At 72.6% G+C, this 14457-nt stretch carries 12 protein-coding genes; 8 read left to right on the plus strand and 4 right to left on the minus strand.

The window, feature by feature from the left end; all coding sequences use genetic code 11:
- Positions 1 to 167 precede the first annotated feature (167 nt).
- Complete coding sequence (locus tag ACFY4A_RS08975; RefSeq protein ID WP_390828732.1) at positions 168 to 1076, plus strand: rhomboid-like protein; 909 nt, start codon at positions 168 to 170, stop codon at positions 1074 to 1076.
- 177 nt (positions 1077 to 1253) lie between these two features.
- Complete coding sequence (gene lon, locus ACFY4A_RS08980; RefSeq protein ID WP_390828733.1) at positions 1254 to 3677, plus strand: endopeptidase La; 2424 nt, start codon at positions 1254 to 1256, stop codon at positions 3675 to 3677.
- A gap of 604 nt (positions 3678 to 4281) precedes the next feature.
- On the opposite strand, the gene ACFY4A_RS08985 is transcribed toward lon, so the two are convergent.
- Complete coding sequence (locus ACFY4A_RS08985; protein ID WP_390828734.1) at positions 4282 to 5100, minus strand: lysozyme; 819 nt, start codon at positions 5098 to 5100, stop codon at positions 4282 to 4284.
- Between the two features lie 297 nt (positions 5101 to 5397).
- Here ACFY4A_RS08985 and ACFY4A_RS08990 point away from each other — a divergent pair, with 297 nt between their 5' ends.
- The gene (locus tag ACFY4A_RS08990) at positions 5398 to 5889 is read left to right on the plus strand and encodes a MarR family winged helix-turn-helix transcriptional regulator (protein WP_390828735.1); all 492 of its coding nucleotides are present in this window, start codon (positions 5398 to 5400) and stop codon (positions 5887 to 5889) included.
- A gap of 21 nt (positions 5890 to 5910) precedes the next feature.
- Here the strand turns inward: ACFY4A_RS08990 and ACFY4A_RS08995 are convergent, their stop codons facing one another.
- A complete protein-coding gene (locus ACFY4A_RS08995; RefSeq protein ID WP_390828736.1) occupies positions 5911 to 6699 on the minus strand; it encodes a protein phosphatase 2C domain-containing protein in 789 nt (262 codons plus the stop codon).
- A gap of 417 nt (positions 6700 to 7116) precedes the next feature.
- Here ACFY4A_RS08995 and ACFY4A_RS09000 point away from each other — a divergent pair, with 417 nt between their 5' ends.
- From ACFY4A_RS09000 to ACFY4A_RS09020, 5 genes are read left to right on the plus strand one after another with little or no spacing between them, the layout of a single operon-like run.
- A complete protein-coding gene (locus tag ACFY4A_RS09000; RefSeq protein WP_390828737.1) occupies positions 7117 to 10026 on the plus strand; it encodes a nitrate- and nitrite sensing domain-containing protein in 2910 nt (969 codons plus the stop codon).
- Entirely contained in the window at positions 10023 to 10565 is a 543-nt protein-coding gene (locus ACFY4A_RS09005; RefSeq protein WP_390828738.1) for a roadblock/LC7 domain-containing protein, read from the plus strand. Before ACFY4A_RS09000 ends, ACFY4A_RS09005 begins: the two co-directional genes overlap by 4 nt.
- Positions 10562 to 10978 carry a DUF742 domain-containing protein gene (locus tag ACFY4A_RS09010; protein ID WP_390828739.1) on the plus strand — a complete coding sequence of 139 codons (417 nt, stop codon included), beginning with the start codon at positions 10562 to 10564 and terminating at the stop codon, positions 10976 to 10978. Before ACFY4A_RS09005 ends, ACFY4A_RS09010 begins: the two co-directional genes overlap by 4 nt.
- Positions 10959 to 11597, plus strand: a complete 639-nt coding sequence (locus tag ACFY4A_RS09015; protein WP_390828740.1) for an ATP/GTP-binding protein — start codon at positions 10959 to 10961, stop codon at positions 11595 to 11597. Before ACFY4A_RS09010 ends, ACFY4A_RS09015 begins: the two co-directional genes overlap by 20 nt.
- Positions 11598 to 11655: 58 nt before the next feature.
- Positions 11656 to 12918 carry a styrene monooxygenase/indole monooxygenase family protein gene (locus tag ACFY4A_RS09020; protein WP_390828741.1) on the plus strand — a complete coding sequence of 421 codons (1263 nt, stop codon included), beginning with the start codon at positions 11656 to 11658 and terminating at the stop codon, positions 12916 to 12918.
- On the opposite strand, the gene ACFY4A_RS09025 is transcribed toward ACFY4A_RS09020, so the two are convergent.
- Together ACFY4A_RS09025 and ACFY4A_RS09030 are read right to left on the minus strand one after the other, a co-directional pair.
- The gene (locus ACFY4A_RS09025) at positions 12915 to 14033 is read right to left on the minus strand and encodes an NlpC/P60 family protein (protein WP_390828742.1); all 1119 of its coding nucleotides are present in this window, start codon (positions 14031 to 14033) and stop codon (positions 12915 to 12917) included. The genes ACFY4A_RS09020 and ACFY4A_RS09025 overlap by 4 nt on opposite strands.
- A 103-nt stretch (positions 14034 to 14136) precedes the next feature.
- The gene (locus tag ACFY4A_RS09030; protein ID WP_390828743.1) at positions 14137 to 14454 is read right to left on the minus strand and encodes a hypothetical protein; all 318 of its coding nucleotides are present in this window, start codon (positions 14452 to 14454) and stop codon (positions 14137 to 14139) included.
- Between the last annotated feature and the right edge of the window lie 3 nt (positions 14455 to 14457).

The raw sequence follows: 14457 nt of genomic DNA on the forward strand, positions 1-14457 counted from the left end.
GGTGAGGTCGCTGGGTCCCTGAGGTCCTGTGACGGTTGGGGGCGATGAGGTGGCAGGGTCTCCGGGAACTTAATAGGTTGCTGAGAATCGCCGCGCGGGTGGCGTCGGTCATGGACAGGGGCGCCCGGTACACGAAGTGTGGGGCGCGACGGAAGGAGCGCCGCACCGTGGAACGGACCGCGACGGCCGGCCCCTCGGGCCCGCCGACACCTTCGGGCCCGCCCCTGCCTCCGTACGGCGTCGGGGGCGAGGGCACGGGTCCCGACGGGGGTGCGGGCGCGGTCGTGGGCGGCGCGCCGGTGGAGGCGCCGCAGGCACTGGACGGCATGCCGCAGCAGCGGGCGCGGGCGCGTGGTGTCGTCCTGGGGGGCGTGCGCGCGGAGCAGCCCCGCTCGGCGCGGCCCGCCGCGGGGCTCCGGGGGCTGCGCGGACTGCGTCCGTGGCGGTTGCTGCCCAGCCCCGTCGGGACCCCGTTCACCTTCGGGTACGCGGCTCTGCTCGCCGTCACCTCGCTGGTCGCCCGGTACGCCGATCCCGCGGTGGTGGACGCCCTGCACCAGAGTTCCAGCACGGACGTCGCCCACCTGGTGCGGGCGCCCCTGCTGGTGCTGCCGGCGAGCGCGCTGTGGATCGCGGGCGGCGTGGTGTCGGCGTACTCCCTGTGCTTCCTGCTGGTGCTCACCGCGCTGGAACGCCGGATAGGCGGACTGCGCACCGCCGGTGTGTTCCTGTTCGGGCACGTGCTGGCCACCCTCGCCACCGAGGTCCCCGTCGGGCTCGCGGTGCTCGCGGGCCGCCTGCCGGGCGGCGCGGCGCACCGCCTCGACTACGGCATCAGCTTCGGCGTCGTGGCCAGCCTCGGCGCCCTGGCCGGCCTGCTCACGCCCTGGCTGCGCTGGCCCCTGCTCATCGTGTTCGTGGGCATGCTGGCCCAGGACCTGGCCGCGTTCGTCGACCCGATGACGAGTTGCGGCCATCTGATCGCGCTGGGGCTCGGGGTGGCGACGTGGCCGGTGATACGCCGCTGGCGGCGGGCGCGCCTCGCGGAGGCGGCTGCCGCGCCCGAGAGCGTGTGAGAACACCCGGACGGCCCTCCTTCCCCCTCCTTGCCATCTCCTCCTTTCGTCCCTCTTTCTCCCTGTGTGCGCTGTTTGTGGACGGTGATCGCTCAGAGCGAACAGATGCCGGGGAACAATCGGCATGGCCCGTGCATTGAGTCGGCATAACTCAACTTGACTGCCGAAGGGGAGATCATGGCTGCTGAGTCCACCGCGTTCACACCGCTCACCCTGCCCGTGCTGCCGCTCGACGACGAGGTCGTGCTGCCCGGGATGGTGGTTCCGCTGGATCTGAGCGACGCCGAGGTACGGGCCGCCGTGGAGGCCGCGCAGGCCGCCGCGCGGGACGAGCCGGGCAAGCCCAGGGTGCTGCTGGTGCCGCGGGTCGAGGGGACGTACGCCAGGACCGGTGTGCTGGGCACGGTCGAGCAGGTGGGCCGGCTGGCCGACGGTGACCCGGGCGCGCTGATCCGCGGTCGCGGTCGTGTGCGGATCGGCGCCGGGACCACCGGGCCGGGCGCGGCGCTGTGGGTCGAGGGGACCCGGATCGAGGAGAGCGTGCCCGATCCGCTGCCCGGCCAGGTCGCCGAGTTGGTGAAGGAGTACAAGGCGCTTGCCACCGCCTGGCTGCGCAAGCGCGGCGCCTGGCAGGTCGTCGACCGCGTGCAGGCCATCGACGACGTCTCCGCGCTCGCCGACAACTCCGGCTACTCGCCCTTCCTGACCACCGAGCAGAAAGTCGACCTGCTGGAGACCGCCGACCCGGTGGCCCGCCTCAAGCTCGCCGCCCAGCAACTGCGCGACCACCTCGCCGAGCAGGACGTGGCCGAGTCCATCGCCAAGGACGTCCAGGAGGGCGTCGACAAGCAGCAGCGCGAGTTCCTGCTGCGTCGCCAACTGGAGGCCGTCCGCAGGGAACTGCGCGAGCTGAACGGCGAGAGCGACGGCGAGGAGTCCGACGACTACCGCGCCCGCGTCGAGGCCGCCGACCTGCCCGGGAAGGTCCGGGAGGCCGCGCTCAAGGAGGTCGACAAGCTGGAGCGCGCCTCCGACGCCTCGCCCGAGGGCTCCTGGATCCGCACCTGGCTCGACACGATCCTCGACATGCCGTGGAACGAGCGGACCGAGGACGCCTACGACATCCAGGGCGCCAAGGCGGTCCTGGACGCCGAGCACGCGGGCCTGGAGGACGTGAAGGAACGGATCACCGAGTACCTGGCGGTGCGCAAGCGGCGCGGCGACCGGGGCCTGGGCGTGATCGGCGGGCGGCGCGGCGGTGCCGTGCTCGCGCTCGTCGGGCCGCCCGGTGTGGGCAAGACCAGCCTCGGTGAGTCCGTCGCCCACGCCATGGGACGCAAGTTCGTGCGCGTCGCCCTGGGCGGCGTGCGCGACGAGGCCGAGATCCGCGGCCACCGGCGTACGTACGTCGGGGCGCTGCCCGGGCGCATCGTGCGCGCCGTCAAGGAGGCCGGGTCGATGAACCCGGTGATCCTGCTGGACGAGATCGACAAGGTGGGCTCCGACTTCCGCGGCGACCCGGCCGCGGCCCTGCTCGAAGTCCTGGACCCGGCGCAGAACCACACCTTCCGGGACCACTACCTGGAGGTGGAGCTGGACCTGTCCGACGTCGTCTTCCTGGCCACGGCCAACGTCCTGGAGGCGGTCCCGGAGGCGCTGGCCGACCGGATGGAGATCGTGCGGCTGGACGGTTACACCGAGGACGAGAAGGTCGTCATCGCCCGCGACCACCTGCTTCCGCGCCAGCTGGAGCGGGCCGGTCTGCACCAGGACGAGGTCACGATCGAGGAGGGCGCGCTGCGCAGGCTCGCCGGCGAGTACACGCGCGAGGCGGGTGTGCGCACCCTGGAGCGGTCCATCGCGCGGCTGCTGCGCAAGATCGCGGCCCAGCACGAACTGGCCGAGCGGGAGCTGCCGTTCACCGTCACCGACGGTGAGCTGCGCGGGCTGATCGGCCGTCCGCACCACGTTCCGGAGTCCGCCCAGGACCCGGCAGAGCGCCGCACGTCCGTCCCGGGTGTGGCGACGGGGCTCGCGGTCACCGGGGCCGGGGGCGACGTCCTCTTCGTCGAGGCGTCCCTGGCCGACCCGGAGACGGGTGCGGCCGGGCTGACCCTGACCGGTCAGCTGGGCGACGTGATGAAGGAGTCCGCGCAGATCGCGCTGAGCTTCCTGCGCAGTCACGGCGCCGAGCTGGAGCTGCCCGTGGGGGATCTGAAGGACCGGGGTGTGCACATCCACTTCCCGGCGGGCGCGGTGCCGAAGGACGGTCCGAGCGCGGGCATCACGATGACGACCGCGCTCGCCTCGCTCCTGTCCGGCCGTCTGGTCCGCACGGACGTGGCCATGACCGGCGAGGTCTCGCTGACCGGCCGTGTCCTGCCGATCGGCGGCGTCAAGCAGAAGCTGCTCGCCGCCCATCGCGCGGGCGTGACGACGGTGGTCATCCCCAAGCGGAACGAGCCCGACCTGGACGACGTCCCGGCGGAGGTGCTGGACAAGCTGGACGTCCACACCGTCACCGACGTCCGCCAGGTCCTGGAACTGGCCCTCGCGCCCGCGACGAACGAGGCGTCGCGGGAGATCCCGGCCGCCGCGTAACCCGGTCGGACCGACCGGGCCGTGACCGGTCCCCGCGGGTGTCCGGCGGGGCCTCCCGGCCGGACGCCGCGCCCGGGGCAATCGCGGCCTGCGCGGCCCGCTTCGGCTCGCCGGCTGCCAGGCGCCGGTGTCGGTAGGCCAGGCCGGGCCTGCCGGGCGGCGAGCGCGGCGGGCCTCTTGCTGTGTGGCGCGCCCAGGGCTCCCGGCCGTATCGCCGCCCGGGGTCTCCGGCCGAACCGCCCCCGAGCGCCGCCGGCCGTATCGCCGCCCCTCGGGGCTCCCGGCCGAACTGCCGTGCCTGGGGTCTCCGGCGATATCGCCGTGTCCTGGGACTTCCGGCTGAACCGTTGCGCCCCGGGGCTCCCGGCCGAACTGCCGGCGCCGGCGTTCCCGGCTGAATTGCCGGGCCCGGGTCTCTGGCTGAAGCGCCCCGGGGCTTCCGGCTGTACCGCCGCCCCCGGGGCGCCCGGCGAACCGCCGCGCAAGGAGCCGCGGCGGTTCGGGGCGTCCCGGGGCGCGCCCGGTGCGGGTCGCCGCGATCGCGCCGGGTGCGCCCGGGCCCCGGCCGGGGGACTCCCTGCCCGCGGCCGGGGAATTCGGGGGGCTAGCCGTTGGCGAGTGCCTGTACGCGGTCCAGCGCGCCGTTGAACTTGTCGTGGTCGCCGACCGTCGGGCCGGACGACGTGTACTGCCACATGGTGTAGTAGCCCCAGCCGGCCGGCAGGGTGCCCGGGTCCGATGCGTAGCGGGCGATCCACAGCGGGTTGTTGGCGGCGAAGCCGCCGTAGTTGCCGGTGCACTGGGTCCACCAGCTGGTGGCCGTGTAGATCACGGCGTCCCGGCCCGTGCGGGCCTTGTAGGTGTTCAGGAAGTCGGCGATCCAGCTGACCATCGCGCTCGCCGTCTTGCCGTAGCAGGCGGCCCCGTAGGGGTTCCACTCGATGTCGAGAGTGCCCGGCAGGGTCTTGCCGTCGCGGGACCAGCCGCCGCCGTGGTCGACGAAGTAGTTGGCCTGGGTGGCGCCGCTGGTCGTGTCCGGGGTCGCGAAGTGGTACGCGCCGCGGATCATGCCGACGTTGTACGAGCCGTTGTACTGCTGGGCGAAGTAGGGGTTCGTGTAGTACGTCCCCTCGGTGGCCTTCGTGTACGCCCACCGGACGCCGCTGTTCCACAACGTGGACCAGGCGACGTTGCCCTGGTAGCTGGCCACGTCGACGCCCTCGGTCTGGGTGGCGTCCCCGCCGGCCGGCGTGCCGCCCTGGCCGTCGTGCGGCACGACGCCCATGCCCATGTAGGCGGAGCCGCGGGCGGGCACGGTGGCTGCGGCGGAGGGAAGGGTGAAGAGCAGGGAGAACGCGGCGAGCAGGATTCCCGCGGCGGTGAGCCGCCGTACGCGGGTCGTTCCGGATCTGTGCACGGACATGACGTGCCTCCGAAGCTCGGTGGTGCTCGGTGGGGGGATGCGGGCATGTCCCGGTCACGGACATGTCCCGGTCACGCTGACGAGCAGGGCCGTGCCGGCCCGCGACCGCGGGCGACAGCAGTGGCGTGAGCATGCCAGTAGTTGCCTGGCAAAGAAGCTACGCACGTAGACCGGCGCCTGGGAAGGGGGGCCGGAGTCTGCCGATGGTCTAAGCCTGCGAAATACTGACGGAGCTGCGGTGATGGCGCCGACTGGCGGAAACTTTCAGGAACGGGAAATCTTCAGGCAGGGGCTGACGTGCACGAAGACGCAAACAGCGGCGGACGTGAGGTCGCGTCCGGCGCGTCACCGAGCGGTGCGGACCGGGAGTTCCTGTCCCTCGAACGGGAACTGACGGTGCTGCTGCGGCGCGCACGAGCCAACCAGGGCGAGATGGCCCGCGAGGTCCACCCGCACCTGGAGCCCGCCGCCTACGGACTGCTGGTCCGCCTGGAGGAGTGCGGCCGCCAGCGCGCCACGGAGCTGGCCGGGTACATCGGCGTCGGCAAGGCGACCATGTCACGCCAGCTGCACGCCCTGGAGGAACTCGGCCTCGTCGCCCGGGAACCGGACCCCGCCGACGGACGGGCCTGGCTGGTGGCCCTCACCGACGACGGCCGCCGCCGGGTCGGCCAGGTGCGCGAGGCCCGCCGCGCCCGCTACGTCAGCCAGCTCGCCCACTGGGACCGCCGCGAGGTGGCCGAACTGGCCCGGCTGCTGCACGAGTTGAACCAGGTCACGGAGAAGTAGCCGGCCCCGCCGCCGGGCCGCTCACGGCTCCACGAACACCACCGTCGCGTCGTCGTGCGTCTTGCTGCGCCGCAGATGCGTCCGCTCCTCCTTGTCGGCCGCCTCCAGGGCCCGCACCCGGTCCACGAGCGAGCCCGCCCCCTCCTTGCGCACAAGACCGAGACACCGCTCCCAGTCGCCCGCGCGGAACTTCTCCACCCACCGAGCCGCCCCGTCCGTCAGCGCGGCCAGCGCCCGGACCTCGGCGCGCGGCACGCTGCCCGTCACGGCCCGGCCGGCCACCGAGGGATCCGCCGCCGCGGTGAAGAAGCCGCCCTCCTTGTTCCGCACGACGGCGTCGATGAGCGCGTCCGTGGCGAGTGAGGCCCGGGGCAGGCGGGCCAGCCGGTCGTCCAGGACCGCGGCGACCGAGCCGTCGGGGGACTCCAGCAGCAGGACCGAGTCTGACAGCACCAGGTACTCGACCACCTCCTCCGACCAGCGCGCCAGAACGACGGTCGCCTGAGGCGTACGCGGGTGAGAAAGGTCACAGGTCGGAGCGTGTGCCTCGGCGGTACGGAGGATCGCGCGCGAAAGAATCTCCGGCAGCGTCAGATCTCGGCAGGAAAGCGTCAGTTCGGTCAGTGCGCCGCCCAGCCGGGCGGTGAACCAGGAGACCGAATGCGAACACCCCGTCCCGGTCCGCGGCGGAGTCACCCCGTCCAGGACGACCAGGCAACCACCCTGTCCAGACGCGGGTAGTCCGACACTCGCGAAGTCCTCGTTGGGGCAGTCGGGACGGCCGGGCTCCGAAACAACCTCAGTGCGCATCCGGCCAGTCTGCACGAGCCCTTCACAAGCCCTGCGAAAGGGTGGCAGCCATCCGGGAATCGGCGAGGCGGCGCAGGTCAGCCGCCTGTTTTGGGTGAAATTGGATCACTCCGGGAAGGCGTGGCGGCGAATATTGCCAAAGCCTGCCGCAGACGTCCAACCGGCCCACCGCACGGTGCCCGCGCACGCTCCGGAGGAACTTGCCCGCCAACTCCCCTCCGAGGTTCACTCCTTCGGGTGGCCGGTCGGACGATGCAGGACCACTGCCCACCGGCACTGGGAGGGTCGGGAACCGATGCAGGTCCCCCCTGCTCGAGCGGAGTCGAGAGCGTGGGGAGGGTGTACGCACCTGTCCGCGCCAGCTGACGGGGCACCACCCGGGCCCATGAGTACACGAGTACAGGAATGCGAGCACCGGTGCAGAAGAAGCGGCCTCGGCGCGCAGGCAAGCAGACGGCCATGGCAGGAGACCCGGCGCAGACGCCCGGCACGCCCCCCGTCATCCCCGTCGGCAAGGGCCGTCCCACGCACGTACGCAACCGTCTGATCGCCGCCGTCGCCGTCGTGGCCGCCGCGGTGGCCGGCGCGGGCGCGCCCTCCCTGATCGCCGCCTCCGGGCAGGTGAGCGACTCCCAGAACCTGGTGACGCTCGCCGGGCAGACCCAGGACGCGCTCACCCTCGCCCACTCGCTGGCCGACGAGCGCGACGAGGTCACCTCCTACGTCGCCGCCGGCCGGCCCGGGTCCAAGGCGCCCTCCGAGCAGCGCAGCACCCGCGTGGACCGCCAGGTCGACGAGCTGCGCGCCGACCCCGACATGCCCGCCTGGCTGCGCAAGGACCTCGACGGCATCGCCGCCGTGCGCCGCTCCGCGCTCACCGGGCAGAGCACCGCCCTCCAGGTCCACCAGGCCTACTCCGCCGCCATCACCGACCTGCACAAGCTGGCCGAGCGGATGGCCGAGCGGATGCCTGCGCGGGCCGGCTCCGGTGCCCACGCGCTCGCCGAGCTCGACACCGCCGTCCAGCAGGCCGCAGCGGCCCGCGGGCTGCTGCTCGCGGCGCTGAACGTGCCGTACACCTCGCAGACCGTCATCAGTCCCGTCACCGGCCTGCCCACGCAGACCAACACGTCCTCGGAGGCCGACACCAAGCAGCGCGACGCCCTGAGCGCCGCCGCCCAGCAGGCCCGGCTGCGCTCCGACGCCGCCCTCGCCGGCTTCCGCGACACCGCTCCCCAGGAGGCCCGCGCGTCGTACGACTCCACGGTGAGCGGGGCGGAGGTCGACACCGCGGAGAAGTATCTCGTCTCGCTCACCCAGCAGCCGACGCTCTCCGACACGGACCTGGACACCAGCGTCAAGAAGGCCGACGCCGCGCTCAGCGCCCGCGTCGACCTGATGCGCGGCGCGGAGTCCTCCCTGTACGACCGCCGCACCAAGGACCTGGCGCAGCTCCGCGACGACGACGTCACCGCGCTGGAGATCCGCATCGCCCTGCTCGGCACCCTGCTGCTGGTCACCATCGGCATCGCCACCGGGCTCGCCCGCACCCTGACCCGGCCGCTCGCGGTGCTGCGCCTGGGCTCGGCGCGGCTGGCCGGCGCGCAGGACCCGGCCGCCGAGGAACCCGTCAAGTTCACCGGCCGCAACGACGAGTTCGCGCAGGTCGTCCGCTCCGTCAACACCCTGCACGCGCAGGCCGTCTCGCTCGCCGAGCGGATCGCCACCCTGGAGGCCGACCGCAAGCACCTGGTCGGCCAGCGCCAGAAGATGGCCGACGCCCGCGAGGAGCTGCGCGCCGAACTCGCCGACTCCGCCGCCCAGCTGGAGCGGCTGCGCAGCGGCATAGGCGGCAGCTTCGTCAATCTGGCGCTGCGCACGCTCGGCCTGGTGGAACGGCAACTCACCGTCATCGAGGGCCTGGAGGACCGGGAGCAGGATCCCGACCGCCTGTCCACCCTCTTCAAGCTCGACCACTTCGCCACGGTCATGCGCCGGCACAGCGAGAACCTCCTCGTGCTGGCCGGCTCCGAGCACGTCCAGCAGCACGCCGGGCCGGTTCCGCTGGTCGACGTCGTACGCGCCGCGGTCAGCGAGATCGAGCGCTACGAGCGTGTCCGGATCGCCGCGCTGCCGCCGCACGCGCACGTGGCGGGGTTCGCGGCGGACGACCTGTCCCACCTGCTGGCCGAACTCATGGAGAACGCCACCTCGTTCTCCCCGCCCGACCAGCCCGTCGAGGTCTCAGGCTGGCTCCTGGAGAACGGCGAGGTCATGCTCTCCGTCCAGGACGAGGGCATCGGTGTGCCCGAGGAGCGGCTGGCCCGCCTCAACGCCCGCCTCACCGAGTTCGACCCGAAGTCCGCCTACGACAAGGAGGGCGACCAGGGCCTGGGCCTCGGTCTGTACGTCGTGGCCCGCCTCGCCCACCGGCACGGCGTGCGCGTGCAGCTGCGCGAGCAGAAGCAGGGCGGCATCGCGGCCGTCGTGGTCGTCCCCAAGTCCGTGCTGGCGGCCGCGCCCGCCTCCGCCGTCGCGGACTCCGCCCCGGCTGCCGGAGAGGCCCCCGCGGTCTCCCTGCCCGGCGCCGACGCCGAGGCCAACTCCAACGTCCTGCCCATCCGTGCCGAGGGCACCGACCCCCTGGTCGCGCTGGCCGAGAAGGCGGTGCGCGAGGCGGAGGCGGCGGACGAGGCACCGGCCACCGCGGAACCGGCGAACGAGGAACCGGCCACCGAGGGACCGGCCACCGAGGACCCGGTGGACGAGGAACCGGCATCGCCGTCCGAGACGACGATGGAGCTCCTGCTCCCGTCGCCCGCGGGCGAGCCGGACCCGGCGCGCCCGCACCCCGCCCCCGCCGACTTCGGGCAGGCCTCGCACGCGCCCTCCGCACCCGACCGGGAAACCCCCACGGACACCGCGGCCGGGAGCGAACCGGACCAGGACGAGACCGAGGCCGCGGCACCCCTCCAGCAGGAAACCCGTGCGGAGGGGAGCGAACCGGCCGAAGGCGGCGCCGAGGCCGCCCGCACCACACCGCCCCCGCAGCAGAACACCCCCGCCGACGGCGAAGCCGAGGCGGAACACCACCGGACCCCCGACGCGTCGGAGGACGAGGTCACCGCCAAGGGCCTGCCCAAGCGCACCCCGAAGATAACCGCTCCCGCCCCGGCCCCGCGCCAGCGCAGCACTTCCGTGGACGCCGAGGCACTCCGCCGCCGTCTGGGCGGCTTCCACCGGGGAGCACGGGAGGGCTACCGCGAGGCGGAGGCGGAGATCGCCGACCAGAACACGGGGGGCACAGTCGAGGAGGCAAGCAGTTGACCGCGCCCAGTACCTTCGGACTGAGCAGTGAGGCCCGCAACCTGCACTGGCTGCTGACGAACCTCGTCGAGGAGGTCCCCGGCATCCAATCCGTGGCCGTGGTCTCCTCCGACGGGCTCCTGCTCCTCTCCTCGGACACCGGCCTCCCCCAAGCTCGAACGAGCTCGCGCGGGGGGACCCCCACCGACGAGGCCGGCCAGGCCCGCGAGACACGCACCGGTCCCCGCGGCTCCGCCGCCGACCTCGCCACCATCGTCTCCGGCATCGGCAGCCTCACCCTCGGCGCCGCCAAGCTGATGGACTCCGGTTCGGTCAAGCACACGATGGTCGCGATGGACGAGGGCAGCCTGTTCGTCATGTCGATCAGCGACGGGTCGCTGCTCGGTGTGCACGGCTCCGCGGAGTGCGACATGAGCGTCGTGGCGTACCACATGGCGCTCTTCGTCGGCCGCGCCGGACACGTCCTGACACCGGAACTCCGCAGCGAGCTGCGCAAGTCCCTGGAAGCCGACGGGAGTACCCAAGGAGCGGCCCGATGAGCGGTAGTACGTCCAATCGGCAGCTCCCGGTCCGCGGCGGCGACCGCAAGGCCGCCCGCGTCCGCCCCTACTCGCTCACCGGCGGCCGTACCCGCTTCGGTCACGTCCTCCTGGTGGAGACGTTCGTGGCCGCGCTGGAGGCCCCGGAGGAGCGCAAGGAGCTGACCAACGGCTCGCTCGCCACCCAGGGCATGCCCGAGGTGCGGGCCATCGTCGAACTGTGCCGCCGGATGCGGACGGTGGCGGAGATCGCCGCGCTGCTGAAGATGCCGCTGGGCGTGGTCCGCGTGCTCCTGAGCGACCTCGCGGACCAGGGAAAGATCCGTGTGTACGGAACCGGAACCGGTCATGGCACTGGCCGGCCGGACCGCGCACTGCTGGAAAGGGTGCTGAGTGGACTCCGCCGTCTCTGACGCCGCCGTGGGCGTCTCCCCGCTCGTCGAGCCCGACGAGACCTTGCAGCCCTGGCAGACGGACCGCACCCGCGCCCCGGTCGCCACGAAGATCGTGGTGGCCGGCGGCTTCGGCGTCGGCAAGACCACGCTGGTCACCGCCGTCTCGGAGATCACGCCCCTGCAGACCGAGGCGCTGATGACCGAGGCGAGCGAGGAGACGGACGACCTCACCGACACGCCGGACAAGGTGACCACAACGGTCGCCATGGACTACGGCCGGATCACGCTCGACGACGACCTCGTGCTCTACGTGTTCGGCACGCCGGGCCAGCAGCGGTTCTGGTTCATGTGGGACGACCTGGTGCGCGGCGCGATCGGCGCCGTGGTCCTGGCCGACACCCGCCGCCTGAAGGACTGCTTCCCGGCGCTGGACTACTTCGAGAGCTGCGGGCTGCCGTACATCGTCGCGGTCAACCACTTCGACGGCAGTGAGGAGTTCGATCCGGAGGACGTGCGGGAGGCGCTGACGATCCCCGCACACATACCTGTCATGATCATGGACGCGCGGCGCCGGATCTCGGCCATCGAGACCCTGCTGGCCCTCGTGGCCCACGCACTCGAGGAGACCCCCGAGTAGTACCCGCTCCCCGAGCAGTCCAGCGAGCAGTCCCGAAGTCGTAGGAGGCAGCACCCGTATGCGGAAGATACTCGTCGTGGGGGCCGGGCAGTCCGGTCTCCAACTGGCCCTCGGACTCCAGTCGCACGGGTACGAGGTGACCCTGATGTCGAACCGGACCGCGGACGAGATCCGCACCGGCCGGGTCATGTCGACGCAGTGCATGTTCCATACGGCCCTCCAGCACGAGCGGGACCTGAAGCTGAACTTCTGGGAGTCCCAGGCCCCGGACATCGAGGGCCTCGGCGTCTCGGTCGCCGCCCCCGGCTCCTTCGACCCGGGTCCCTCGCAGCGCGCGATCGACTGGGTCGGCAGGCTCGACGGGTACGCGCAGTCGGTCGACCAGCGGGTGAAGATGGCCGGCTGGATGGAGACATTCGCCCAGCGCGGCGGCCAGCTCGTCATCCACGGCGCCGCGGTCGGCGACCTGGACTACTTCTCCCGCACGTACGACCTCGTCCTCGTCTCGGCGGGCAAGGGCGAGCTGGTGAAGATGTTCGAACGGGACGCCTCCCGCTCCCCGTACAGCGAGCCGCAGCGCGCGCTGGCGGTGGCGTACGTGCACGGCCTGGGCCCGCGCCCGGAGCACCCGGAGTTCGACGCGGTCCGCTGCAACCTGGTGCCCGGCGTCGGCGAGATGTTCATCATGCCGACCTACACCCTCTCCGGCCGCGCCGACATCCTGTTCTGGGAGGGCATCCCCGGCGGCCCGCTCGACGCCTTCCGCGGTGTCAAGGATCCGTCCGAGCACCTTGCTTTGACGTTGGACCTGATGAAGACGTTCCTGCCCTGGGAGCACGCCCGGACCGCCGACGTCGAACTCACGGACGCGGGCGGCACGCTGGCCGGCCGTTACGCCCCGACCGTGCGCAAGCCGGTCGGCCGGCTGCCCGGCGGCGGGCTGGTCCTCGGCGTCGCGGACGTCGTCGTCGCCAACGACCCGATCACCGGTCAGGGCTCCAACTCGGCCTCCAAGTGCGCCGCCGCGTACCTGGCCGCCATCCTCGAGCACGGCGACAAGCCGTTCGACGAGGAGTGGATGCAGCAGACGTTCGACCGCTACTGGGCCACCGCCCGGCACGTCACCAAGTGGACCAACGCCATGCTGGCCCCGCCGCCCGAGCACGCCCTGAACGTCCTCGGGGCAGCCGGTCAGCTCCAGCCGGTCGCCGACCGCTTCGTGAACTGCTTCGACGACCCGTCCGACCTGGAGAACTTCTTCTTCGACCCGGACAAGGCCCAGGCCTACCTCGCCCAGGTGTCCGAGGCGTCCGCCGCCTAGAGACTCACGTCCGGCCCGGCCAGGGCGCCCCGGGGGAGCTTCGGCGGCGTGTACCGCCGCAGGGGCTCCCCGCCCGGATCGGGTCGTACGGCGCCCAGCACCGGGTTGGCCGCGACCGGTGAGACCTTCACCTTCGTGCCGGGCCGCGGGGCCTGCACCACCATCCCGTCGCCGAGATAGAGGGCGACATGCGTGGCCTCCTGGAAGTAGACGACCAGGTCGCCGGGCCTGAGATCGCGCAGCGGGATGTGCTTCAGCCGCGCCCACTGCTCCTGACTGGTGCGCGGGATGGGCGTCCCGGCGTGCTCCCAGGCCTGCGAGGTCAGCCCCGAGCAGTCGTACGCCTGCGGGCCCGTGGCGCCCCACTGGTAGGGCTTGCCGAGTTGGCGCACGGCGTAGCGCACGGCCTCGTCGCCCTCCCGTGACGGTGAGCGGTCACCGCTGAGCACCCCGGTGGCCAGGAACGAGCGCTGCGCCATGGTGATCCCGTTCGTCTCGGCCCGGGTGAGCGCCGTCACCTGTTCGGCGCTGAGCGAGGCCAGCAGTTTCTCCACGTCGTGCAGCCGTGCCCGGACGTCGTCCCGGGCCTGCTGCTGCCGCCGGGTGAGGGCGACCCGGGTGTCGAGCGCCTCGCGGGCCTTGCCGGCGAGGTCGGCGGCCTTCTTCTCGTTGCGGGTGAGCCGCTTGACCGTCTCGGCCCGCTCCCGCGCCAGCTGCCCGATCACATGCCCCTCCGCCAGCGCGTGCTGCGGGTCGGGCGCCAGCAGCAGCCGCAGGTACGGGGAGAGTCCGGTGCTGCTGCCCTGGTACTGCTGGAGGGCAAGCCGTGCCGCCTGCGCGCGGCTGTCGCTCAGGGCGCGCCGGGCGGCGCCGAGGGCGGCGTCGAGGCGATCGGCCTCGGTGCGCTGCCGCTTCAGCCGCTCGGCGGTGGCGTTGTAGGTCTCGGTGGCCTGTTCGGCCTGCCCGTACAGCTTCTGAAGATCCGTCAGCAGCTGGGCGACGGACCGCTGTCCGGGGCCCTGCGGCCCGGGTACGGCCACGGCGGCCACCGGTACGAAGGCGGCCTGCGCCGCCACCGCCGCCGTACACACCAGACGCGGCACCCTTCCTGACACGTCATCACCTCCCGTGCGGGGCGGTGTCTCCGCTCCGCATCGTGAGGATTCGACGTATGAACCGACTTTCTGAGCCGATGGTGCGCCGCACGGCGCAACGAGGTCACCCGTCGGTGTCGTCCGGCTTGCCGCCCGGCCGGGTCTCCGGCTTGGACCACGGCCATTTCAGCCGGCCGCCGCTCCTGCCCGCCCTCCTTTCACCTTCGGCGGCAAACTCGTACTTCCATCCCTGGGGCAGTCCCAGGCGCTTGCTGTGCCCGCGCGGTACCCGCCGGTAGACGAGCACGGTCGGCGGGCCTCCCGCGGCGTTCGGCACCGGGATGCGGTAGGTCTTCGGCGGGTTGCCGGTGGGCCCCACCAGCACGGGCAGCACCCGCCCGTCCATCGGGCCGCCCTCGAAGGGGGTGTCTTCGCTCTTCACGGC

Source organism: Streptomyces sp. NPDC001292 (assembly GCF_042896465.1).
Lineage (GTDB): Bacteria > Actinomycetota > Actinomycetes > Streptomycetales > Streptomycetaceae > Streptomyces.

Excerpts from the sequence above, each read along its gene's own strand:
- ACFY4A_RS08995 (WP_390828736.1), bottom strand. The coding sequence starts at position 6,699 with ATGCGCACTGAGGTTGTTTCGGAGCCCGGCCGTCCCGACTGCCCCAAC.
- lon (WP_390828733.1), top strand. The coding sequence starts at position 1,254 with ATGGCTGCTGAGTCCACCGCGTTCACACCGCTCACCCTGCCCGTGCTG.
- ACFY4A_RS08985 (WP_390828734.1), bottom strand. The coding sequence starts at position 5,100 with ATGTCCGTGCACAGATCCGGAACGACCCGCGTACGGCGGCTCACCGCC.
- ACFY4A_RS09010 (WP_390828739.1), top strand. The coding sequence starts at position 10,562 with ATGAGCGGTAGTACGTCCAATCGGCAGCTCCCGGTCCGCGGCGGCGAC.
- ACFY4A_RS09020 (WP_390828741.1), top strand. The coding sequence starts at position 11,656 with ATGCGGAAGATACTCGTCGTGGGGGCCGGGCAGTCCGGTCTCCAACTG.